Origin of the sequence: Streptomyces sp. NPDC000075 (assembly GCF_040301925.1) — a bacterium.
In the GTDB taxonomy this organism is placed as follows: Bacteria; Actinomycetota; Actinomycetes; order Streptomycetales; family Streptomycetaceae; genus Streptomyces; species Streptomyces polychromogenes.
On the sequence record NZ_JBEPFL010000022.1, the window covers coordinates 120,046 to 141,436 of the forward strand.

The following is a 21,391-nucleotide window of genomic DNA, read 5'->3' on the forward strand; positions in this document are numbered from 1 at the left end:
GGCAGCCCCGCGTACCCGTACGGCCGAGGCCCGGCACCCCGTAGCGGGTGCCGGGCCTCGGGAGCGACAGGCGGCCGGACTCAGAGCACCTCGGCGGCGATGTTCTCCGCGACGCGCTCCAGCAGGGGCCCGGCGTTCGGGATGGACTTCGCCGGGTCCGGCTCCAGGTCCGTCAGCGGGTACGCCTTCCGGATGCCGGCCGACTGAAGGGCCTCCTGGCCCAGCAGCAGCCGCCCGCACACCGCCACCACCGGCTTGCCCGCCGCGCGCGCCGCCGCGGCGACGCCGGCCGGGGCCTTGCCGTGCAGGGTCTGCTCGTCCAGGGAGCCCTCACCGGTGATCACCAGCGTGGCCCGCTCCAGCGCCGGGGCGAAACCGAGCACCTCCAGCATCAGCTCGATGCCCGGGCGGAAGCTCGCGCCCAGCAGCAGCGCGCCGTAGCCGATGCCGCCCGCGCCGCCCGCGCCGGGGGAGGCGGCGAGCTCGGTGGCCTTGGGGCCGATCGCCTTCTCCAGCACCTGCGCGTAGTGGCCCAGCGCCGCGTCCAGGGTCGCCACGTCCTGCGGCGAGGCCCCCTTCTGCGGCCCGTACACCGCCGCGCAGCCCTTGGGGCCCGTCAGCGGGTTGTCCACGTCGCTGGCCAGGACGAAGTCCACCTCCGCGAAGCGCGGGTCGACCCCGGAGAGGTCCGCGGACGCCAGCGAGGCCAGCGCGCCGCCGCCCGGGCCCACCGGTTCGCCGTTCGCGTCCAGGAACACCGCGCCCAGCGCGGCGAGCATGCCCGCGCCGCCGTCGGTGGTGGCGCTGCCGCCCACGCCGAAGACGATCGAGCGCGCGCCCGCGTCCAGCGCGGCCTTCAGCAGCTCGCCCGAGCCGTACGTGGTCGCCGTCAGCGCGGCGAAGGTGCCCGCGGGGAGCAGCTGGAGCCCGGAGGCCTCGGCCATCTCGACCACGGCGGTGCCGTCACGGAACGCGAAAGCGGCCGTGACCTGCTCGCCGACGGGACCGGTGACCCGGACCTCCCGGCGTTCGAACCCGGCCGCCACGGCGGCCGCGACCGTGCCGTCGCCGCCGTCCGCGACGGGGAGGGTCTCGACCTCCACGCCGGGTACGGCCCTGCGAAGGCCGGCCGTCACCCGCTCAGCGACCTGAACGGCCGTGAGCGAGCCCTTGAATTTGTCCGCGGCGATGAGCACGCGCGCGGCCTCAGTTACTGCTCCGTCCGTCACCTTGCTAATCCCTTGCTATCGAACAGTGCAGTCGCGCCACCATGAGCTTATCCGGAGGATCCTCCTATGCCCATGAGTGGCCTGGGCCACATGCGGCGCGCCATGCGCCTAAATACGGATATACGCCTGCATAGTGTGGCCGCATGAGCTCGGAATCACTGGAACAGGCACGTCCGGACGCCCCCGGCGCGGGGCCCGGCGGCGGCCCGCCGGACGACAGCCCCGACCGCACGGTCGTCATCGTCGGGGTGGTCGCCGTGCTGGCCGTCGTCGCCTGGGCCGCCCTGGGCAAGGGCTCCTTCGACAGCGCCTCCGGCTCCGCCCTGTCCTGGGTGCTGGACGACTTCGCCTGGCTCTTCGTGATCGCCGCCGACGTCTTCCTCGTCCTGTGCGTGGTCCTCGCCGTCAGCCGCTTCGGCCGCATCCGCCTGGGCGCCGACGACTCCGAGCCCGAGTTCGGCAACCTCGCGTGGATCGCGATGATGTTCAGCGCCGGCATGGGCATCGGCCTGATGTTCTACGGGGTGGGGGAGCCCCTCACCCACTACCTCGCCCCGCCGCCCGCCAGCGGCGCCGCCCCCCGGACCGGCGACGCGGCCCGCGCGGCCCTGGACTACTCCTTCTTCCACTGGACGCTCACCCCCTGGGCCATCTACGGCATCGCCGGCCTCGCCCTCGCCTACGCCACCTTCCGCAAGGGCCGGGGCAACCGCCTCAGCTCCGCCTTCGTCCCCCTCATGGGCGCGCGCCGCGCCGCCGGATGGCCCGGCAGGGCCATCGACCTGCTCGCCGTCTTCGCCACCGTGTTCGGCACCGCCACCAGCCTCGGACTCGGCGCGATCCAGGTCGCCAAGGGCCTGAACATCACCACCGGCGTCGAGGACTCGACCACCGTCGAGCTGGTCATCATCGGATCCCTCTCGGCCGCCTTCGTCCTGTCCGCCTTCTCCGGCCTGCACAAGGGCGTCAAATGGCTCAGCACCCTCAACGTCGTGCTCGCCGCCGCCCTGATGCTCTTCGTCTTCCTGCTCGGCCCGACCGTCTACATCCTCGACGTGATCCCCGCCGGCGTCGGCAGCTACCTGCACGAGCTGCTGCCCATGGCCAGCCGCACCGGCGCGTTCACCGACCGCGCCTGGCTGGGCGCGTGGACGATCTTCTACTGGGCGTGGTGGCTCTCCTGGGCCCCCTTCGTCGGCACCTTCATCGCCCGGATCTCCCGTGGCCGCACCATCCGCGAGTTCCTCGTCGGGGTGCTCCTCGTCCCCTCCGGCGCCACCGTCGTCTGGTTCTGCGTGATGGGCGGCACCGCCATCCGCCTGGACTCCACCGGCGCCGCCGACCTGGCCGCCAAGGCCAAGGAGGGCGCCGAGGCCTCGCTCTTCGCGATGCTCGACGCCCTTCCGCTCGGCACCCTCACCTCATGGGTGGCCATGGCCCTGGTCATGACCTACTTCATCACCAGCGCCGACTCCGCCTCCCTGGTCATGGGCTCCCTCACCAGCCGCGGCTCCCTGCACCCGCCCACCTGGCTCGTCGTCACCTGGGGCGTCCTGATGGCCGCCGTCGCCGCCGTCCTGCTCGTCGCTGGCGGCCTGAAGTCCCTCCAGACCGCGACCATCCTCGTCGCCCTGCCCTTCGTGATCGTCATGCTGCTGCTGTGCTGGGCGCTGCTGCGCGAACTGCGCGAGGACCCCGGTGCCGGACCCGCCCGCCACCCCGCCCTGCACGGGCTGCGCGACGCCGTCCGGGCCATGGTCGGCGAGGCCGTCACCGAGGCGAACCCCGCCCGCCACCCCCGGCTGCGCCGCGTCGCCGAGAGCCGGGGCCGCGACCGCCAGGACGGCCCGGACCCGCAGGGGTGAACCACCCGGGACGGGGCCCGGGCGGGCCCGTTAGGGTGGCGGCGTGACCACCACGGATGACTTCGCCACCTACATCGCGAGCCTGCCCCGGGTGCTGGCCGGCGCCGCCGCCCTCTTCCGTGACGAGCGCGGCCGGGTCCTGCTCGTCGAGCCCAACTACCGCGAGGGCTGGGCCCTGCCGGGCGGCACGATCGAATCGGACACCGGCGAGTCGCCCCGCACCGCCGCGCGCCGCGAGAGCGCCGAGGAGATCGGCCTCGACCTCCCCCTCGGCCGGCTCCTCGCCGTCGACTGGAGCCTGGGCGAGGGCCGCCCCCCGCTGGTCGCCTACCTCTACGACGGCGGCGTGCTCGACGCGGCACAGCTGGCGTCCATCACCCTCCAGGAGGAGGAACTGCTCTCCTGGAAGCTCGTCGAGCCCGCCGAGCTCCCCGCCTACCTCCTCGGGTCGCTCGGCCGGCGCACCCAAGAGGCCTGCCGGGTACTGGAGTCGGGGGAGGGGACCGTGGAACTGGAGAACGGCCGCCGCCCCGAGAACGCCTGAACCGCCCCACGATCCGGCCTGTCCCGAACGCCTCGACCCAGGGCAGAATCAACAGATGATCACGATGTACGCCTGGCCGAGCACGGCCGACGGCCCCGACGCCCTTCCCATGGTCCACTTCACCACCGAAGAGCAGTCGGGCGGCGAGCTCTCTCCCGAAGGGATGCCCGTCTGGCTGTTCGACACCGCGATACGCGAGGGCGGCTGGGCCAACTTCGAGGACTTCGAGGCCTGGGCCGCTCCCGCCGAGGGCTGGCAGGCCTTCTACCGCCGGGAGGACGACGTCCTCGCCGTCACCGGCCCCGGCCCCTGCGAGGGCTGGTACCAGGGCCGGCTGGGCGCCGACGACGACTGGGTGAAGGCCGCCGCGACCCAGCAGAGCGTGGTCCTGCTCGCCGCCCCGGTCCAGCACCCGTCGCTCTACGCCTACGCCGTGGAGGCGGGCGCCGGCTTCGCGCTCCTGGTCCCCCTGGCGGTGGTCTGACCCCGGTCAGGCACCGCCGCTCTCGAACTCCAGCAGCCGCACCTTGCGCTCGATCCCGCCGCCATACCCCGTCATCGAACCCGAGGCGCCGATCACGCGGTGGCAGGGCACGATGATCCCGACCGGGTTCTTCCCGTTGGCCAGGCCCACCGCCCGGGAGGCGCCCGGCTTGCCCAGCTCCGCCGCCAGCCGCCCGTAGGACCAGGTCTGCCCGTACGGGATCCGGACCAGCTGCTCCCAGACGCCGCGCTGGAAGGCCGTCCCCTCCAGCCGCAGCGGGACCGTGAACTCCCTCAGCTCGCCGGCGAAGTAGGCGGTGAGCTGACGCACCACCTCCGGGAACGGCTCCTCGGCCGCCGCGACCCGCTCCCCGAAGGACTCCTCGTCGGGGCGGTGGCGCTGGCCGGTCATGTACAGCCCGCTGAGGACCCCGTCGGTGGCGACGAGGGTGAGCTCCCCGTACGGGCTGTCGACGACGGTGTGCTGCTTGGTGCTGGTCACGACGGTGCTCCTTCTGCGGGCATGCGGTTGATCGGGTGGTCGTCGGTGGCCCAGAGGTACTGGACGGCGTACGCGCGCCAGGGCCGCCAGCCGGCCGCGCGGGCGGTGAGCGCGGCGGGCGTCGAGGGCAGCCCCAGCGCCCCGGCGGCCTTGCGGACTCCCAGGTCGGAGGGGAGGAAGGCGTCCGGGTCGCCCAGCGCCCGCATCGCGATGACCTCGGTGGTCCACGGTCCGAAGCCGGGCAGCGCGTTCAGCCGGGCACGGGCCGCCTCCCAGTCGCTGTCGATGCCCAGCGGCAGTGAGCCGTCCGCGAGGGCGGTGATCAGGGTGGTGAGCGTCGTGCGGCGGCTGCGGGGCATGGACAGCGCCTCGGGGTCGAGGCCCGCCAGGGCCTCCGGCGAGGGGAACAGGTGGGTCAGCCCGCCCTGCGGGTCCTCGACGGTCTCCCCGTACGCGGTCACCAGGCGGGCCGCGTGGGTCCGCGCGGCGGCCGTGGACACCTGCTGGCCCAGGACCGCCCGTACGGCGAACTCCGCCGCGTCGACGGTACGGGGCACCCGGCGCCCGGGGGCCTTGTCCACCAGCGGGGCCAGCAGCGGGTCGGTGCGCAGCTGCTCGTCCACGGCCTCGGGGTCGGCGTCCAGGTCGAGCATCCACCGGCAGCGGCTGATGGCGATGGTCAGGTCCCGCAGATCGGTCAGCGCGAGCCGGCAGCCGATGTGGTCGGGGCCGGGGGTGAGGGCGACGATCCCGGAGCCGTGGGGGAGCCGCAGCGTCCGCCGGTAGGCCCCGTCGCGCCATTCCTCCACGCCGGGGACGGCGGTGGCGACGAGGTGCCCGAAGAGGTTGTCGGGGTTCAGCGGGGCCCGGTAGGGCAGCCGCAGGGCGATCGTCCCCGGGATCCGCGGCGCGTTCCGCCCGGCACCCCGGCGGCCCGCCCGGGTCCGCAGCTCGCCGGGGGTCAGGGCGAAGACCTCGCGGACCGTCTCGTTGAAGTTCCGGATGGAGGAGAACCCCGAGGCGAAGGCCACGTCGCCCATCGGCAGCTCGGAGGTCTCGATGAGCAGCCGGGCGGTCTGCGCGCGCTGGGCGCGGGCCAGGGCGAGGGGTCCGGCGCCGAGCTCGGCGTTCAGCTGCCGCTCGACCTGCCGGGCGGAGTACCCGAGCCGCGCGGCGAGCCCGGGGACCCCCTCGCGGTCGACGACCCCGTCCTGGATCAGCCGCATCGCGCGGGCGACGGCGTCGGCGCGGGCGTTCCACTCGGGAGACCCGGGGCTGGTGTCGGGGCGGCACCGCTTGCAGGCCCGGAAGCCGGCCTGCTGGCAGGCGGCGGCGCTGGGCAGGAAGCGCATGTTCTCGACCTTGGGCGGCACGGCCGGGCAGCTGGGCCGGCAGTAGATGCCGGTCGTCCGGACCGCGGTGAAGAACCACCCGTCGAAACGGGCGTCCTTCGACTGCACGGCCCGCACGCAGCGGTCGGTGTCGGTGTACATGGCTCCAGCATCCCGGTGCCCCGGGCGTCGGGCTGGCGGTTTTCCGACATCAAGCCTAGCCCTGAAATCAGCCCCGCCGGCGATTGAGGCGCGGGGTCTGGGGCGGAGCCCCAGGGAACGGCGAAGGCCCCGGGGGCCAGTGGCACCCCGGGGCCTTCGAGACGTACGAGCGGCCGCGCTACGGAAGCTGCGCGGCGCGGGCCTCGCGCCGGTTGTGGCGGAACGTGTTCGCCCGCCGCGTCGTCGCGAACAGCGGAATCGTCGCCGCCAGAGCGATCTGCAGCGCGCAGCCCGTCTGGAGCAGCAGCTGACCGCCCGGCGCGTCGAACGCCCAGGCGGCGAGGAGCCCCATGGCCCCCACGATCCAGCTCAGCATGGCCGCCGCGAGGGCGCCCCGCGGCTTGGGGTACTCGACCCGGCTCACCATCAGCCAGGCCACGCCCACGATCGCCAGCAGGGTCGGCACGAACGGCAGCTCCAGCAGCACGATCGAGACGACCGTCAGCGCGCCGAAGGGGCTCGGCATGCCCTGGAACATGCCGTCCTTCATCGTCACGCAGCTGAATCTCGCCAGGCGCAGGACCACCGCGAGCAGCACCACGATCGCCGCGAGCGCCGACACCTTCTGGTGCGCGTCGTCGGCGACCATGCCGTAGACCAGCACGAAGTACGCCGGCGCGAGGCCGAAGCTGATCAGGTCGGACAGGTTGTCCAGCTCGGCGCCCATCGGCGAGCTGCGCAGCTTGCGGGCCACGATGCCGTCGAAGAGGTCGAAGACCGCCGCGAGCAGCATCAGTATCACCGCGGTCGCCGCGCTGTGCCGGGCCATGCCCGACTCGCCGCTGCCGGTGAGGTGCGGGATGAGGATCCCGGTGGTGGTGAAGTACACCGCCATGAATCCGCAGGTCGCGTTCCCCAGGGTGAGGGTGTCCGCTATCGACAGCCGCAGCGAGAGCGGCATGTCGTCCTCGGCGGACTCCTCCGGGGCGGACTCGGGCACCCAGCCGGTGGCAGGAGTCTCGGGGTCAGTCACGGTCAATTCGGGTCACCCCCGCGGTGGTGGCCTGACCGACCTCGACCGCGACCTCGACGCCCTCCGGGAGGTAGATGTCGACGCGGGAGCCGAAGCGGATCAGACCGATGCGTTCGCCCTGCTCCACCTTGGTGCCGGCCGGCAGGTACGGGACGATGCGACGGGCGACGGCGCCGGCGATCTGCACCATCTCGATGTCGCCGAGCTCGGTGTCGAAGTGCCAGACGACGCGCTCGTTGTTCTCGCTCTCCTTGTTGAACGCCGGGACGAACCCGCCGGGGATGTGCTCCACGGACGTCACCGTGCCCGCCAGGGGCGCGCGGTTGACGTGGACGTTCAGCGGGCTCATGAAGATCGCGACGCGGGTGCGCCCGTCCTTCCACGGCATGATGCTCTGCACCACACCGTCGGCGGGCGAGATGACGCGGCCCTGGGCGATCTCGCGCTCGGGGTCGCGGAAGAACCACAGCATGCCCGCCGCGAGCGCGGTGGTGGGCACGGCCACAGCGGCCCAGCGCCCGGACTTGCGGGCCCGGGTCAGGCTGAGGGCCGCGGTGGCAACGGTCGGCAGAAGCCACGGCGATGCTCCGCGCGCGAGGCGTACGCCGAGTCGGCTGTCGCGAGGTGCAGAGGTTTGGCTGTGGGGCATGGATGACCTTCGTAGCGGGTGATTGCCGCGCCGCAAACGGGGGGACGGGACGGCGGCTTTACTGGAATGCTATCGGTTGCGCGCAACAACTGGGCAAGCCAGAAGCCGAGTCGATGGCCCCCAGCCAGTGACTGGCAGTGATCCTCCCACGGAAAACCGTGGGAAGAATCACCACGAAAGGGACTTTCAGCCCTGGACTCGGTACTCCTCGAGCAGGCGGCGTCCGATGATCATTTTCTGGATCTCGGCGGTACCTTCACCGATCAGAAGCATCGGGGCCTCCCGGTAGAGGCGCTCGATCTCATACTCCTTCGAGAACCCGTAGCCGCCGTGGATGCGGAAGGCATCTTCGACGACCTCCTTGCAGTATTCGGACGCGAGGTACTTCGCCATACCGGCTTCGAGGTCGTTTCGTTCCCCGGAGTCCTTTTTGCGCGCCGCGTTCACCATCATGGCATGGGCGGCTTCGACCTTGGTAGCCATCTCGGCCAGCTTGAACTGGATGGCCTGGTGCTGGGCGATCGCCTTGCCGAAAGTGTGACGTTGCTGGGCATAAGAGACACCCAGCTCGAACGCACGCTGTGCGACACCACAGCCACGGGCCGCCACGTTGACGCGGCCGACCTCGACCCCGTCCATCATTTGGTAAAACCCTCGGCCCGTCTGGCCTCCGAGGACCCGATTGGCCGGAATGCGCAGTCCGTCCATGATCAGCTCGGTGGTGTCGACGCCCTTGTAGCCCATCTTGTCGATCTTGCCCGGGATGGTCAGGCCCGGACGGACCTCCCCGAAGCCCGGCTCCTTCTCGACGAGGAAGGTGGTCATCGACTTGTGCGGGGCCGTGCCCTCGGGGTGTCCTTCGTCACTCCGCACGAGGACGGCCACCAGGGTCGACGAGCCGCCGTTCGTCAGCCACATCTTCTGGCCGTTCAGGACGTACTCGTCGCCGTCCTTGACCGCCTTGGACGTGATGGCCGACACATCGGAGCCCAGCCCCGGCTCGGACATCGAGAACGCGCCGCGCACCTCGCCCAGCGCCATGCGCGGGAGGAAGTACTCCTTCTGCTCCTGCGTGCCGTGCTGCTTGAGCATGTACGCCACGATGAAGTGCGTGTTGATGATGCCCGAGACGGACATCCAGCCGCGGGCTATCTCCTCGACGCACAGCGCGTAGGTGAGCAGCGACTCACCGAGACCGCCGTACTCCTCGGGGATCATCAGGCCGAAGAGGCCCAGCTCCTTGAGGCCGTCGACGATCTGCTGCGGGTACTCGTCGCGGTGCTCCAGCTCGGTCGCGACCGGGATGATCTCCTTGTCGACGAACTCCCGGACGGTCTTCAGGATCTCCTGCTGGACGTCGGTGAGCCCGGCGGTCTGGGCGAGTCGTGCCATGGCTACTTCCCCTGTTCCTTCAGCTGAGGCCGGCCGGGCTGCTCGCCGCCGCGCGCCTTGATGTACGTCTCGGTCGGGACCATCACCTTGCGCCGGAAGACGCAGACGAGGGTGCCGTCCTGCTTGTAGCCCTTGGTCTCCACGTACACGATCCCGCGGTCGTCCTTGGACTTCGACGGGGTCTTGTCGAGGACCGTGGTCTCGCCGTAGATCGTGTCGCCGTGGAAGGTCGGCGCCACGTGCCGCAGGGACTCGATCTCCAGGTTGGCGATGGCCTTGCCGGAGACGTCCGGCACGGACATGCCGAGCAGCAGGGAGTAGATGTAGTTGCCCACGACGACGTTCTTGCCGAAGTCGGTCGTGTTCTCGGCGTAGTTGCTGTCCATGTGCAGCGGGTGGTGGTTCATGGTCAGCAGACAGAAGAGGTGGTCGTCGTACTCGGTGACCGTCTTCCCGGGCCAGTGCTTGTAGACCGCGCCGACCTCGAACTCTTCGTACGTGCGTCCGAACTGCATCTCGCTCAGGCCTCCGGGATCTCGAACTTGGTGGTGCGCTCCATGCCCGCGGCGCGGCCCTTGCCGGCGATGACCAGGGCCATCTTGCGGCTGGCCTCGTCGATCATCTCGTCGCCGAGCATCGCGGAGCCCTTCTTGCCGCCCGCCTCGGAGGTGCACCAGTCGTAGGCGTCGAGGATCATCTCGGCGTGGTCGTAGTCCTCCTGCGAGGGGGAGAAGACCTCGTTGGCCGCGTCGACCTGGCCGGGGTGCAGCACCCACTTGCCGTCGAAGCCGAGGGCGGCGGCGCGGCCGGCCACCTCGCGGTAGGCGTCCACGTCGCGGATCTGGAGGAAGGGGCCGTCGATCGCCTGGAGGTCGTGCGTACGGGCCGCCATCAGGATCCGCATCAGGATGTAGTGGTAGGCGTCCGCCGGGTAGCCGGGCGGCTGCATGCCCACGACCAGGGACTTCATGTTGATCGAGGCCATGAAGTCGGCCGGGCCGAAGATGATCGTCTCCAGGCGCGGCGAGGCGCCGGCGATCGCGTCGACGTTGACCAGGCCCTTGGCGTTCTCGATCTGCGCCTCGATGCCGATCTTGCCGACCTCGAAGCCCATCGTCTTCTCGATCTGCGTCAGCAGGAGGTCGAGCGCCACGACCTGCTGGGCGTCCTGGACCTTCGGCAGCATGATGCAGTCGAGGTTCTGCCCGGCGCCCTCGACGACCGTGATCACGTCCCGGTACGTCCAGTGGGTGGTCCAGTCGTTGACGCGCACCACGCGGGTCTTGCCGGTCCAGTCGCCGTTGTTCAGCGCGTCCACGATGGTGTGGCGGGCGCCCTCCTTGGCGAGCGGCGCGCAGGCGTCCTCCAGGTCCAGGAAGACCTGGTCGGCCGGCAGGCCCTGGGCCTTCTCCAGGAACCGGGGGTTGGAGCCCGGCACCGCGAGGCAGGAACGGCGCGGCCGCAGCCGGTTCACGGGAGAGGTGGGCGTGGTCATGCGGAGACCTCCAGAGGGTCGAGCTTGTTCGCTTTCCGGATCTCGTCGACGATACGGCCGATGATCTCCGTGATACCGAAGTCCTTGGGTGTGAAGACGGCGGCGACTCCGGCCGCCTTGAGGGCGACGGCGTCGGCGTTCGGAATGATGCCCCCGACGATGACGGGGATGTCCCCCGCCCCCGCGGTGCGCAGGCGTTCCAGGACGTCCGGGACGAGCGCGCTGTGCGAACCGGACAGGATGGACAGTCCCACGCAGTGGACGTCCTCGGCCAGCGCCGCCGTGGAGATCTCCTCCGGCGTCAGCCGGATGCCCTGGTAGACCACCTCGAAGCCGGCGTCGCGGGCCCGCACGGCGATCTGCTCGGCGCCGTTGGAGTGCCCGTCCAGGCCCGGCTTGCCGACCAGCAGGCGCAGCCGGCCGGAGCCCAGGTCCTCGGCGGTGCGGGTGACCTTCTCGCGGACGAGGGCCATCGGGGTGCCCTCCTCGGCGGTGACGGCCACCGGCGCGGAGGAGACCCCGGTCGGGGCGCGGAACTCGCCGAACACCTCGCGCAGGGCGTTGGCCCACTCGCCGGTGGTGACGCCGGCCCGGGCGCACTCCAGGGTGGCCTCCATCAGGTTCTCGGTCCCGGCGGCGGCCTCCTTCAGCCGGTCCAGGGCCTGCCCGACGGTCGGGAAGACGAACGGGTCGCCGCCGCCCTGCCGCTCCGAGGACTCCTGCCGCTCGGCGCGCCAGCGGGCGATCCGCTCGACGGTCAGGGCCTCCACGGCCCCGTCCACGGTCATGATCGCGCCGTCCAGGTCGGCGGTGAGCGGGTTCGGCTCGGTCTGCTCGAAGCAGTTGACGCCGACGATCTTGTCCTCGCCGGCCTCGATCCGGGCGCGCCGCTCGGCGTGCGAGGAGACCAGCTGGGACTTCAGGTAACCGGACTCGACGGCGGCCATGGCGCCGCCCATCTCCTGGATCCGGTCGATCTCGGCCAGGCAGTCGGCGACCAGGGAGTCGACCTTGGCCTCGATGACGTGGGAGCCGGCGAAGATGTCCTCGTACTCCAGCAGGTCGCTCTCGTGGGCGAGGACCTGCTGGATGCGCAGCGACCACTGCTGGTCCCAGGGCCGGGGCAGGCCCAGGGCCTCGTTCCAGGCGGGCAGCTGCACGGCGCGGGCCCGGGCGTCCTTGGAGAGGGTGACGGCCAGCATCTCCAGGACGATGCGCTGGACGTTGTTCTCCGGCTGCGCCTCGGTCAGGCCGAGGGAGTTGACCTGGACGCCGTAGCGGAAGCGGCGCTGCTTGGCGTTCTCGATGCCGTAGCGCTCACGGGTGACCTGGTCCCAGATGCGGCCGAAGGCGCGCATCTTGCACATCTCCTCGATGAAGCGGACGCCCGCGTTCACGAAGAAGGAGATCCGGGCGACCACCTCGCCGAAGCGCTCCTCGGGCACCTGGCCCGAGTCGCGCACCGAGTCCAGGACGGCGATCGCGGTGGACATCGCGTACGAGATCTCCTGGACCGGAGTGGCCCCGGCCTCCTGGAGGTGGTACGAGCAGATGTTGATCGGGTTCCACTTCGGGATGTGGCTGACCGTGTACGCGATCATGTCCGTCGTCAGGCGGAGGGAGGGCCCGGGCGGGAAGACGTGCGTCCCGCGCGAGAGGTACTCCTTGACGATGTCGTTCTGGGTGGTGCCCTGGAGCTGGGAGATGTCCGCCCCCTGCTCCTCGGCGGCCACCTGGTAGAGCGCCAGCAGCCACATGGCGGTGGCGTTGATCGTCATCGAGGTGTTCATCTGCTCCAGGGGTATGTCCTGGAACAGCCGCCGCATGTCGCCCAGATGGGAGACCGGGACCCCGACCCGGCCCACCTCGCCGCGGGCGAGGACGTGGTCGGGGTCGTAGCCGGTCTGCGTCGGGAGGTCGAACGCGACCGACAGGCCGGTCTGGCCCTTGGCGAGGTTGCGGCGGTACAGCTCGTTGGACGCCTCGGCCGTGGAGTGGCCGGCGTACGTCCGCATGAGCCACGGACGGTCCTTCTGGCGCTCTGTCATCTCAGGCGATCCTTATGGCCTTTGAGCGAACTCAGACGTTGCGGAAGCGGTTGATCGCGTCGAGGTGCCGGGCGCGCATCTCGTGGTCGCGGATGCCCAGCCCCTCCTCGGGGGCCAGGGCGAGGACGCCGACCTTGCCCTGGTGGAGGTTGCGGTGGACGTCGTAGGCGGCCTGGCCGGTCTCCTCCAGGGAGTAGACCTTCGAGAGGGTGGGGTGGATCTTGCCCTTCGCGATGAGGCGGTTGGCCTCCCAGGCCTCGCGGTAGTTCGCGAAGTGCGAGCCGACGATGCGCTTGAGCGACATCCACAGGTAGCGGTTGTCGTACTGGTGCATGTAGCCGGAGGTCGAGGCGCAGGTGGTGATGGTGCCGCCCTTGCGGGTGACGTAGACCGAGGCGCCGAAGGTCTCGCGGCCGGGGTGCTCGAAGACGATGTCGATGTCCTCGCCGCCGGTCAGCTCGCGGATCTTCGAGCCGAAGCGCTTCCACTCCTTGGGGTCCTGGGTGTGCTCGTCCTTCCAGAACCTGTAGCCCTCGGCGTTGCGGTCGATGACGGCCGTGGCGCCCATGGACCGGCAGATGTCGGCCTTCTCGGGGGAGGAGACGACGCAGATCGGGTTGGCGCCGCCGGCCAGGGCGAACTGGGTGGCGTAGGAGCCGAGGCCGCCGCTGGCGCCCCAGATCAGGACGTTGTCGCCCTGCTTCATGCCGGCGCCGTTGCGGGAGACCAGCTGGCGGTAGGCGGTGGAGTTGACCAGGCCGGGGGAGGCGGCCTCCTCCCAGCTGAGGTGGCCGGGCTTGGGCATCAGCTGGTTGGACTTGACGAGGGCGATCTCCGCCAGGCCGCCGAAGTTGGTCTCGAAGCCCCAGATGCGCTGCTCGGGGTCGAGCATCGTGTCGTTGTGGCCGTCGGAGGACTCCAGCTCGACCGACAGGCAGTGCGCGACGACCTCGTCGCCGGGCTTCCAGGAGTTGACGCCGGGGCCGGTGCGCAGCACGACGCCCGCGAGGTCGGAGCCGATGACGTGGTACGGGAGGTCGTGGCGCTTGGTGAGCTCCGAGAGGCGGCCGTAGCGCTCCAGGAAGCCGAAGGTGGAGACCGGCTCGAAGATCGAGGTCCACACGGAGTTGTAGTTGACCGAGGAGGCCATGACGGCGACCAGGGCCTCGCCCGGGCCGAGCTCCGGCACCGGGACCTGGTCCAGGTGGAGGGACTGGCGGGGGTCCTTGTCGCGGCTGGCGAGACCGTCGAACATCGCGGTCTCGTCCTTGTGCACGGTGATCGCGCGGTACGAGTCGGGCAGCGGCAGCGCCGCGAAGTCTGCGGCGGTGGCGGACTGCGACTGAATCGCGTCCAGGATGTCCTTCACGGTGTTGCCTCCGGCTGAGCGCTGTCTGAGGGTGCGCTGAGGGGTACGCGGTACGTGCGTGGGAGCGTGTGGTGGTGCTGCGGGGTGCCGTCGGTCCGGCAGAGCGTGTGGAGCGGCCGCGCCTGTGGTGGGGCGGGCGGGGGCCTGGTGACGCAGGCATCCGGGGCGCGTTCCGTGCCGAGTGGGCGTGGACCGCGGGGACGTCCGGACGAGACTCAACGTATGGCACCCCGTGTCACTCGGCAAGGCACTGCGTGCCAAAAATTTCTCTCACTTGCCGATTGACCTGCGCATATGAGCGATGATCGATCAGAGTTACCTGCGAGTAGGGGCAACTCGGACAAACGCAAACGGCCGCCCCCGGAACGGGAGCGGCCGCTGTGACGAGAGCGACTTACTTGTTCTTGAGTGCTTCTTCGATGGTCCGCATGACCTCGTCCAGCGGGGCATCGGTCCGGGCCACCGCCACGAGCACCTCGCCCTCGGTGCGCACCGCCGTCTGCGGGGCCGCGCCGGCACCGGCCAGGGTGCGGCCCGCGCCGATGCCCGAGCCGAAGGTCTTGCGGACGATGCCGAAGGCGTGGTCCAGCTGCGCCTCCACGTCCCCCTGGCCGCCGGCCCGCAGCCAGCGCCGCAGCACGTGGTTGTGCGCGGTCACCACCGCCGAGGCGGCCACCTCCGCCAGCAGCGGGTCGTCGTTGCCGTCGTGGTGGTCGGTCTCGTCGAAATGGGCCAGCAGATAGCGGGTGAACAGCCTCTCGTAGCGGGCCACCGAGGCGATCTCCCGCTCCCGCAGCGCCGGTACCTCGCGGGTCAGCCGGTAGCGCTCCACCGACACCGCCGGCGAGGCGGCGTACATCTTCATGACTTCCTTGATCCCCCGGCACACCGTGTCGAGCGGGTGCTCGTGCGCGGGGGCCACGTCCAGGACCGCCTCGGCGCGGATCAGGGTGTCGTCGTGGTCCGGGAAGATCGCCTCCTCCTTGGACCGGAAGTGCCGGAAGAAGGTCCGGCGCGCCACCCCCGCGGCCGCGGCGATCTCGTCGACCGTCGTGGCCTCGTACCCCTTCGTCGCGAACAGCTCCATGGCCGCTGCGGCGAGCTCGCGGCGCATCTTCAGGCGCTGGGCGGCCGCCCGGGTGCCCGCCGTGCCCTCCGGGGCGTCGGAGGCCGAGGAGGCGCGGGGTGAGGTCTTGGCGGGCTGGGACATAGAGCGAAAGTACTTCATCCGGGCGGGCGTGCGCGCCGGAGGGGGGTGGGAGGGGGGTGGATGCGGGGGAGGGCCCGCACTGGGCTCGGGAGGGTGTGTCCGCCGTGAGGGACCGGCGGACCCGAGCAGCCCTCCCCACGCATCCTGCTCAGGGCCCGGCCGGGGGTTACCGGCGGGCGGCGTACTCACGGAAACCGCGGCCGGTCTTGCGGCCCAGGCAGCCCGCGGCGACCAGGTGCTCCAGCAGCGGCGACGGGGCCAGGCCCGGGTCGCGGAACTCCTGGTGGAGCACCTTCTCGATGGCCAGCGACACGTCCAGGCCGACCACGTCGAGGAGCTCGAAGGGCCCCATCGGGTAGCCGCCGCCCAGCTTCATCGCGGCGTCGATGTCGTCCAGGCTGGCGTAGTGCTGCTCGACCATCTTGACCGCGTTGTTCAGGTACGGGAACAGCAGCGCGTTCACGATGAACCCGGCCCGGTCCCCGCAGTCCACCGCGTGCTTGCGGACCTTCCCGCAGACCTCGCGGACCGTGGCGTGCACGTCGTCGGCGGTCAGGACGGTCCGGACCACCTCGACCAGCTTCATGGCCGGCGCCGGGTTGAAGAAGTGCATGCCGATCACGTCCTGGGGACGCTCGGTCGCCCGAGCCACGGCGATCACCGGCAGCGAGGAGGTGGTGGTGGCCAGCACCGCGCCCGGCTTGCAGACCTTGTCCAGGCCGGCGAAGAGCTCCTGCTTGACGGCCAGGTCCTCGGCGACGGCCTCCACGGCCAGGTCCACCTCGGAGAAGGCCTCCAGCGAGCCGGCCGGGGTGATCAGGTCGAGGGTCTGCGCGGCGGCCTCCTCGCTCAGGCGGCCCCTGGACACCGCACGGTCCAGGGACTTCCCGATCGCGGCCTTCGCGGCCTCCGCCTTCTCCTGGCTGCGGGCGGCCAGCACCACCGGGTAGCCGGCCTGCGCGAAGACCTGCGCGATCCCGCTCGCCATGGTCCCCGAGCCGGCCACGCCGACCGAGTGGACCGGGCGGCCCGCGCCCAGCAGGGAGCCGTCCAGCGGGGTCTGGAGGTCGCGGACCACCACCGGGCTGCCCGGGGCCTCGTACGTGTAGAAGCCGCGGCCGGCCTTCTGCCCGGTCAGGCCCGCCTCCACGAGCTGGCCCAGGATCGGGGCCGGGGCGTGCAGCCGGTCGCCGGAGGAGGCGTACATGGCCTCCAGCACCGTCCGCGCGGTGTCCACGCCGACCAGGTCCAGCAGGGCGAGCGGGCCCATCGGCAGGCCGCAGCCCAGCCGCATGGCCGCGTCGATGTCCTCGCGGGAGGCGTACTTGGCCTCGTACATCGCGGCGGCCTGGTTGAGGTAGCCGAACAGCAGGCCGTCGGCGACGAAGCCGGGCCGGTCGCCGACCGCGACGGGCTCCTTGCCGAGCTCCCGGGCCAGGGCGGTGACCGCCTCGACGGCGGCGGGCGAGGTCAGCACGCTGGAGACGATCTCGACGAGCTTCATCGCGGGGGCCGGGTTGAAGAAGTGCAGGCCGAGGACGCGCTCGGGGCGCAGGGACTCGGCGGCGAGCCGGGTCACGGACAGCGCGTTGGTGCCGGTGGCCAGGACGGCGTCGGGCCGGACGATCGCGTCCAGCTCCTCGAACACCCGGTGCTTGAGGTCGTAGTCCTCCGGGACCACCTCGATGACCAGGTCGGCGTCGGCGGCGGCGGAGAGCTCGGCGGAGGTGCGGAAGCGGGCGAGGACCCCCTCGCGCTCCTGCTCGGTGAGCCGCTCCTTGGCCACCGAGCGGGCCGTGGCGGCCGCGAGGGCCCCGGTGGCCCGGCGGGCGGCCGCCTCGCTGACGTCGATGCCGACGACCTCGCGGCCGGCCCGGGCGAGGACCTCGGCGATGCCGGTGCCCATGGTGCCGAGGCCGACGACGGCGACGGTGCGGAAGGGGGAGGGACTGGACGTGGACGGAAGGTCCATCGCGGGACTCCAGTGGAATGAGGGTGACGACTGGGAAGCGCGCGCGGCGCACGGTGCGCGCGGGGTGCCGTACGGAGGGGCGGTACGGCCGGGCGGTGCGGGAGGGTGCGGGAACGCGGTGCGCGACGCCGTGGGCGATGGCCGGGCGCCGGCGCGGTGCGTGAGGAGCCGTACGGGAGTGCCGTGCGGGAAGGACCCGGCGGGCGCGCCCGGAAGACGGGCGCGGCGGGCCTGGCGGCACGACCCTGTCCCGGGGTCCTGCCGTGCGTACGGGTGGTGCGGTGAACCGACTGGCACGGGGCGGCTGCGTCACCAGGCCGGTCCCGTGCGTGTGGAAGAGACAGTAACTCCGCGGTAACTCGCGCGCCAGAGCGCGGAGATGTGACCTGTACCGCCCAAATGTACCGATCATCGATGATCGATCAACCGAGGGGGCGGAACTCGGCCGAACCGGACGTGGCGGGCCCCCGGGAGCCCTAGGGTGGCCGCGTGAACCAGGTACTGGAGCGCCTGCGGGCGGAGGCGGCCGGCTCGCCCGGGTACGAGGCGCTGCTGGCGGCCGGGCCCGACGGGCTGGCCGACTCGCTGACTTCGGCCGGGCAGCCCCTGTGGGCCCGCGAACTGGCCGCCTACCGGCTGGGCATGGCGCGGGACCGGCGGGCCTTCGAGCCCCTGGTCCTGCTGCTCAACCACCGCGACCCGGCCCGCTGCGAGGCCGCCGCGCAGGCCCTCGGCGTGCTCGGCGACCCGCGCACCGCCCGCGCGGCCGCCGCCCTCGCCACCAACACCCTGCGCACCGCCTACGCCCTCCACCCGGTCCGGCTGCTGGCCGCGCTGCGGGCGCCCGAGTCGGCCCCGGCCCTGATCTCGACCCTGTCGCGGCTGCTGGCCCCGCACGACCCCTACTGGCGGGTGGCCCTGGCCTGCGTCGAGGGCCTGGGCGCCCTGGCCGACGCCCGCGCCCGCGACGTCCTGGTCCGCGCCCAGGCCCACCCCCGGCTGGCGGTGGCCGCCACCGACGCCCTGAACCGCCTGATGGCCCACCACCCCGACGCGTAGGCCCCGGCCGGGCGGGGCCGCTGCGCGGGGCTGGTCCCCTACCCGCCCTTCCCCCGTTCCCCGGGGCTCCGCCCCGGACCCCGTACGGGCGCTGCGCGCCCGTCGCCTCAAACGCCGGCGGGGCTATAGATAGCCCCGCCGGCGTTTGAGGCGCGGGGGTCTGGGGGCGGAGCCCCCAGGAAACGGAGAAAGGGCGGGGCGGGGAGACGGCTCCGCGCAGCGGCCCCCTCAGCCCGCCGCGGGGACGACGGCGAAGGCCTCGACCTCCACCAGGAGTTCCGGCCGGAACAGCGCCGCGACCTGGACCGCCGAGGACGCCGGCAACAGGTGCGGCGCGATCACCTCGTCGCGCGCCGCCCGAACCGCCGGCAGATGGGCCACATCCGTGACGAAGTACGTCAGCTTCACCACGTCCTCGAACCCCGCCCCGGCCGCCGCCAGGCACCGCCGCAGGTTCTCGAACACCTGGCGGGCCTGCGCGGCGGGATCGCCCTCGCCCACCACCTCCCCCTTCTCGTCGAAGGCGCACTGCCCCGACACGGCCACGAACCGCCCGGTGCCCCAGACGACGTGGCTGTATCCGGTGCCGGGGCTGACACCCTCCGGCGCGGCGATCCGGGTGAGGTGGCTGCCGTCAGCGATATTGCTGCCGTCACTGCTGCTGTGCGCGGATGAGGTCATGCGGACGATCATGCCCGCCGGCGGTCAGCCCCGGAAGCCCAGCAGGCCGTGCAGGGCCGCGCCGCCCGCCGAGGACGGGACCGCCCGGGTCTGCGTCGTCGGCTTCGGGGCGGGCTGGGCGGGGCAGGTGGCGTCCGAGGCCTGACCCGTCCTCAGGTACGCCGCCAGCTTCTCGTCGAGGCACTTGTTGCCCGCCAGGGCGATCCCGTGGTTGCCCCCGCCCTCCTCCACCACCAGCGCCGAGCCCGCCAGCCGGTGCCGCATGCTCACCGCGCCCTCGTACGGGGTCGCCGCGTCCTCCGTCGCCTGGAACAGCAGCGCCCCCGGCAGCGCCGTGTTCGTCACGTCCGGGGCCCGGAGCGGCTCCGCCGGCCAGAACGCGCACGGCGCGTTGTACCAGGCGTTGTTCCAGGTCATGAACGGCGCCTTCGCGTGCGTGCGCCACATGTCGGCCCGCCACGTGTTCCAGTCCTTCGGCCACGCCGAGTCCCGGCACTGCACCGCCGTGTACACGCTGTACGAGTTGCCCGCCGACGGCTCCACCGCCCCGAACCGCTCGTACGCCGCCACCAGCGGCTTAGGGTCCCCCTTCGCCGCGTACGCCGCGAACGCCTCGGCCAGGTGCGGCCAGTAGCCGTTGTAGTAGCCGCCCGGCATGTACGTGTCCTCCAGTTCGGCCGGGCCCACCTTCCCCCCGGCCGGCGTCCCGCGCAGCGCCTCGCGCATCCCGTACCAGCGCCGCTCCACGGCGGCCGGGTCGGTGCCCAGGTGGTACGTGGAGTCGTACCGCGCCACCCAGGCCAGGAACGCCTTGTGGCGGGCGTCGAAGGCCTGGTCCTGGGCCAGGTTGTCCTCGTACCAGACGCCGCCCGGGTCGACCACGGAGTCCAGGACGAGGCGGTGCACCCGGTCCGGGTGCAGCTTCGCGTACACCGCGCCCAGGTAGGTGCCGTAGGAGTAACCGAAGTAGCTGAGCTTCGGCGCCCCCAGCGCCGTCCGCAGCACCTCCATGTCGCGGGCGGCCGAGACCGTGCCGATGTACGGGAGCACGTCCGCGTGCTTGTCCCGGCAGGACTCGGCGAAGGAGCGCACCCGGTCCAGGTTGGCCTGCTCGGTCGCCGCGTCCAGGGGCACCGAGTCCGGCCGCACGGGCTTGAAGTGCCCGGCCCCGCAGTCCAGCGCGGGCTCGCTCTTGCCCACGCCCCGGGGGTCGAAGCCGATCACGTCGTACTGGGCCGCCACGTCCTTGGGCAGGGACGCGGCGACGAACCCGGCCAGCGCCCGGCCGCTGCCGCCCGGACCGCCGGGGTTGACCAGCAGCGGGCCCTGGGAGGCGGAGGCGGTGTGCGGAACCCGGGTCAGGGCCAGCGAGATCCGCCGCCCGGCGGGCCGCTCGTGGTCGAGGGGGACCTGGAGGGAGGCGCACTGCAGCGTCGGGTAGCGGGGGGTCGCGCAGCCGGTCCAGCGCAGTCCGGCCGCGGCCGGGGCGGGCGCCGGGGCGGCGGCGGTGACGGGGCTCGCGAGAGCGGCGGCGACGGTGGAGATCGCCAGCAGCAGGGCCGCGCGCTTCTTCGAGGGACGGATCATGGGGCCTCCCAGCCGAGGGTTCTGGGCGGAATCGTCCCGGAAACCGCGCCCGGAAAGCGGGATTGGGCCGTCTATTGGCCCGATGTGATGACCCCTCGGGCGGCGTCCGGGTCACGGGCGGCCCCGCCCGGGGGCGGCGACCGCCCCACCACCCCCGCTCCCGGGCCGCAGATGGAGTACCGGAGGTGTCACACGGACACCGCCCGGCCGGGCGGACCGCCCCCTCCGGCCCGGGCGGCGGCCCGCACCCCGGATTTGGGCGGTCGCCCCGGAGGTGGTTGGCTTGCCGCGAAACGTGGACACAACCGCTGGAGGAACAGGCATGGCGCAGGTCGAGGCCATCACGGAGCGCATCATCGGGGCCGACGCGGAGACCGTCTTCGACGCGCTGGCCGACTACACCGGCACCCGGGGCAAGCTGCTCCCCGAGCACTTCAGCGAGTACGAGGTGCGCGAGGGCGGCGACGGCGAGGGCACCCTGGTCCACTGGAAGCTCCAGGCCACCAGCAAGCGCGTCCGTGACTGCCTGCTGGAGGTCACCGAGCCCACGGACGGCCAGCTCGTGGAGAAGGACCGCAACTCCTCCATGGTCACCACCTGGACGGTGACCCCGGCCGGCGAGGGCAAGTCCAAGGCCGTCGTCAGCACCGTCTGGAACGGCGCGGGCGGCATCGGCGGCTTCTTCGAGCGCACCTTCGCGCCCAAGGGCCTCGGCCGCATCTACGACACCGTCCTCGACAACCTGGCCCGCGAAGTCGAGGCCTGACCGCAGCCGCCGGC

At 72.1% G+C, this 21,391-nt stretch carries 19 protein-coding genes; 5 read left to right on the forward strand and 14 right to left on the reverse strand.

Annotated features, from left to right (window positions below; translation table 11 throughout):
* Window positions 1-80: 80 nt before the first annotated feature.
* Window positions 81-1,229 (reverse strand): glycerate kinase, encoded by a 1,149-nt coding sequence (locus ABT403_RS24750; RefSeq protein ID WP_344166401.1) that lies wholly within the window; start codon window positions 1,227-1,229, stop codon window positions 81-83.
* A gap of 143 nt (window positions 1,230-1,372) precedes the next feature.
* Between ABT403_RS24750 and ABT403_RS24755 the strand changes: the two genes are divergently transcribed.
* Genes ABT403_RS24755 through ABT403_RS24765 form a run of 3 tightly spaced genes read left to right on the forward strand, consistent with a single transcriptional unit; the run spans window position 1,373 to window position 4,122 of the window.
* Window positions 1,373-3,094, forward strand: coding sequence for a BCCT family transporter (locus ABT403_RS24755; protein WP_344166402.1), 1,722 nt, complete (start codon window positions 1,373-1,375; stop codon window positions 3,092-3,094).
* 43 nt (window positions 3,095-3,137) lie between these two features.
* Window positions 3,138-3,638 (forward strand): NUDIX domain-containing protein, encoded by a 501-nt coding sequence (locus tag ABT403_RS24760; protein ID WP_344166403.1) that lies wholly within the window; start codon window positions 3,138-3,140, stop codon window positions 3,636-3,638.
* 55 nt (window positions 3,639-3,693) lie between these two features.
* Entirely contained in the window at window positions 3,694-4,122 is a 429-nt protein-coding gene (locus ABT403_RS24765) for a hypothetical protein (RefSeq protein WP_344166404.1), read from the forward strand.
* Between the two features lie 6 nt (window positions 4,123-4,128).
* On the opposite strand, the gene ABT403_RS24770 is transcribed toward ABT403_RS24765, so the two are convergent.
* The 11 genes from ABT403_RS24770 to ABT403_RS24820 form a co-directional block, all read right to left on the reverse strand.
* Window positions 4,129-4,623, reverse strand: coding sequence for a methylated-DNA--[protein]-cysteine S-methyltransferase (locus ABT403_RS24770; RefSeq protein WP_344166405.1), 495 nt, complete (start codon window positions 4,621-4,623; stop codon window positions 4,129-4,131).
* Entirely contained in the window at window positions 4,620-6,116 is a 1,497-nt protein-coding gene (locus ABT403_RS24775) for an AlkA N-terminal domain-containing protein (protein WP_344166406.1), read from the reverse strand. The genes ABT403_RS24770 and ABT403_RS24775 overlap by 4 nt, the downstream gene beginning before the upstream one ends.
* 178 nt (window positions 6,117-6,294) lie before the next feature.
* Complete coding sequence (pssA, locus tag ABT403_RS24780; protein ID WP_237293154.1) at window positions 6,295-7,155, reverse strand: CDP-diacylglycerol--serine O-phosphatidyltransferase; 861 nt, start codon at window positions 7,153-7,155, stop codon at window positions 6,295-6,297.
* Window positions 7,142-7,798, reverse strand: coding sequence for a phosphatidylserine decarboxylase (locus tag ABT403_RS24785; protein WP_045951332.1), 657 nt, complete (start codon window positions 7,796-7,798; stop codon window positions 7,142-7,144). The genes pssA and ABT403_RS24785 overlap by 14 nt, the downstream gene beginning before the upstream one ends.
* Before the next feature lie 186 nt (window positions 7,799-7,984).
* On the reverse strand, window positions 7,985-9,190 hold the full coding sequence (locus ABT403_RS24790) for an acyl-CoA dehydrogenase family protein (RefSeq protein ID WP_344166407.1): 1,206 nt from the start codon (window positions 9,188-9,190) through the stop codon (window positions 7,985-7,987).
* 2 nt (window positions 9,191-9,192) lie between these two features.
* Window positions 9,193-9,705: a MaoC family dehydratase gene (locus ABT403_RS24795; protein ID WP_344166408.1), complete on the reverse strand. Its 513-nt coding sequence runs from the start codon at window positions 9,703-9,705 to the stop codon at window positions 9,193-9,195.
* A gap of 5 nt (window positions 9,706-9,710) precedes the next feature.
* Window positions 9,711-10,685 carry an HpcH/HpaI aldolase/citrate lyase family protein gene (locus tag ABT403_RS24800; RefSeq protein ID WP_344166409.1) on the reverse strand — a complete coding sequence of 325 codons (975 nt, stop codon included), beginning with the start codon at window positions 10,683-10,685 and terminating at the stop codon, window positions 9,711-9,713.
* On the reverse strand, window positions 10,682-12,733 hold the full coding sequence (locus ABT403_RS24805) for an ethylmalonyl-CoA mutase (protein WP_344166410.1): 2,052 nt from the start codon (window positions 12,731-12,733) through the stop codon (window positions 10,682-10,684). The genes ABT403_RS24800 and ABT403_RS24805 overlap by 4 nt, the downstream gene beginning before the upstream one ends.
* A 31-nt stretch (window positions 12,734-12,764) precedes the next feature.
* A complete protein-coding gene (ccrA, locus tag ABT403_RS24810; protein ID WP_344166411.1) occupies window positions 12,765-14,102 on the reverse strand; it encodes a crotonyl-CoA carboxylase/reductase in 1,338 nt (445 codons plus the stop codon).
* A 394-nt stretch (window positions 14,103-14,496) separates the two neighbouring features.
* Window positions 14,497-15,312, reverse strand: a complete 816-nt coding sequence (locus ABT403_RS24815) for a TetR family transcriptional regulator (RefSeq protein ID WP_344166412.1) — start codon at window positions 15,310-15,312, stop codon at window positions 14,497-14,499.
* Between the two features lie 166 nt (window positions 15,313-15,478).
* A complete protein-coding gene (locus tag ABT403_RS24820; protein ID WP_344166413.1) occupies window positions 15,479-17,284 on the reverse strand; it encodes a 3-hydroxyacyl-CoA dehydrogenase family protein in 1,806 nt (601 codons plus the stop codon).
* Window positions 17,285-17,773: 489 nt separating this feature from the next.
* Between ABT403_RS24820 and ABT403_RS24825 the strand changes: the two genes are divergently transcribed.
* A complete protein-coding gene (locus ABT403_RS24825) occupies window positions 17,774-18,343 on the forward strand; it encodes a HEAT repeat domain-containing protein (protein ID WP_344166414.1) in 570 nt (189 codons plus the stop codon).
* Between the two features lie 228 nt (window positions 18,344-18,571).
* Here ABT403_RS24825 and ABT403_RS24830 read toward each other — a convergent pair whose 3' ends face one another.
* Both ABT403_RS24830 and ABT403_RS24835 read right to left on the reverse strand, forming a co-directional pair.
* A complete protein-coding gene (locus ABT403_RS24830) occupies window positions 18,572-19,024 on the reverse strand; it encodes a RidA family protein (RefSeq protein ID WP_344166415.1) in 453 nt (150 codons plus the stop codon).
* A 24-nt stretch (window positions 19,025-19,048) separates the two neighbouring features.
* Complete coding sequence (locus tag ABT403_RS24835; protein ID WP_344166416.1) at window positions 19,049-20,611, reverse strand: alpha/beta hydrolase; 1,563 nt, start codon at window positions 20,609-20,611, stop codon at window positions 19,049-19,051.
* Between the two features lie 322 nt (window positions 20,612-20,933).
* On the opposite strand from ABT403_RS24835, the gene ABT403_RS24840 reads away from it, so the two are divergent.
* Window positions 20,934-21,377 (forward strand): SRPBCC family protein, encoded by a 444-nt coding sequence (locus ABT403_RS24840; RefSeq protein ID WP_344166417.1) that lies wholly within the window; start codon window positions 20,934-20,936, stop codon window positions 21,375-21,377.
* The last annotated feature ends 14 nt before the right edge of the window (window positions 21,378-21,391 follow it).

What these genes read in the sequence shown, in the direction of transcription:
- ABT403_RS24755 (WP_344166402.1), top strand. Translation starts at nt 1,373, where the DNA reads ATGAGCTCGGAATCACTGGAACAGGCACGTCCGGACGCCCCCGGCGCG.
- ABT403_RS24765 (WP_344166404.1), top strand. Translation starts at nt 3,694, where the DNA reads ATGATCACGATGTACGCCTGGCCGAGCACGGCCGACGGCCCCGACGCC.
- ABT403_RS24775 (WP_344166406.1), bottom strand. Translation starts at nt 6,116, where the DNA reads ATGTACACCGACACCGACCGCTGCGTGCGGGCCGTGCAGTCGAAGGAC.
- ABT403_RS24785 (WP_045951332.1), bottom strand. Translation starts at nt 7,798, where the DNA reads ATGCCCCACAGCCAAACCTCTGCACCTCGCGACAGCCGACTCGGCGTA.
- ABT403_RS24790 (WP_344166407.1), bottom strand. Translation starts at nt 9,190, where the DNA reads ATGGCACGACTCGCCCAGACCGCCGGGCTCACCGACGTCCAGCAGGAG.
- ABT403_RS24795 (WP_344166408.1), bottom strand. Translation starts at nt 9,705, where the DNA reads ATGCAGTTCGGACGCACGTACGAAGAGTTCGAGGTCGGCGCGGTCTAC.
- ABT403_RS24800 (WP_344166409.1), bottom strand. Translation starts at nt 10,685, where the DNA reads ATGACCACGCCCACCTCTCCCGTGAACCGGCTGCGGCCGCGCCGTTCC.
- ABT403_RS24805 (WP_344166410.1), bottom strand. Translation starts at nt 12,733, where the DNA reads ATGACAGAGCGCCAGAAGGACCGTCCGTGGCTCATGCGGACGTACGCC.
- ABT403_RS24815 (WP_344166412.1), bottom strand. Translation starts at nt 15,312, where the DNA reads ATGTCCCAGCCCGCCAAGACCTCACCCCGCGCCTCCTCGGCCTCCGAC.
- ABT403_RS24820 (WP_344166413.1), bottom strand. Translation starts at nt 17,284, where the DNA reads ATGGACCTTCCGTCCACGTCCAGTCCCTCCCCCTTCCGCACCGTCGCC.
- ABT403_RS24830 (WP_344166415.1), bottom strand. Translation starts at nt 19,024, where the DNA reads ATGACCTCATCCGCGCACAGCAGCAGTGACGGCAGCAATATCGCTGAC.
- ABT403_RS24835 (WP_344166416.1), bottom strand. Translation starts at nt 20,611, where the DNA reads ATGATCCGTCCCTCGAAGAAGCGCGCGGCCCTGCTGCTGGCGATCTCC.
- ABT403_RS24840 (WP_344166417.1), top strand. Translation starts at nt 20,934, where the DNA reads ATGGCGCAGGTCGAGGCCATCACGGAGCGCATCATCGGGGCCGACGCG.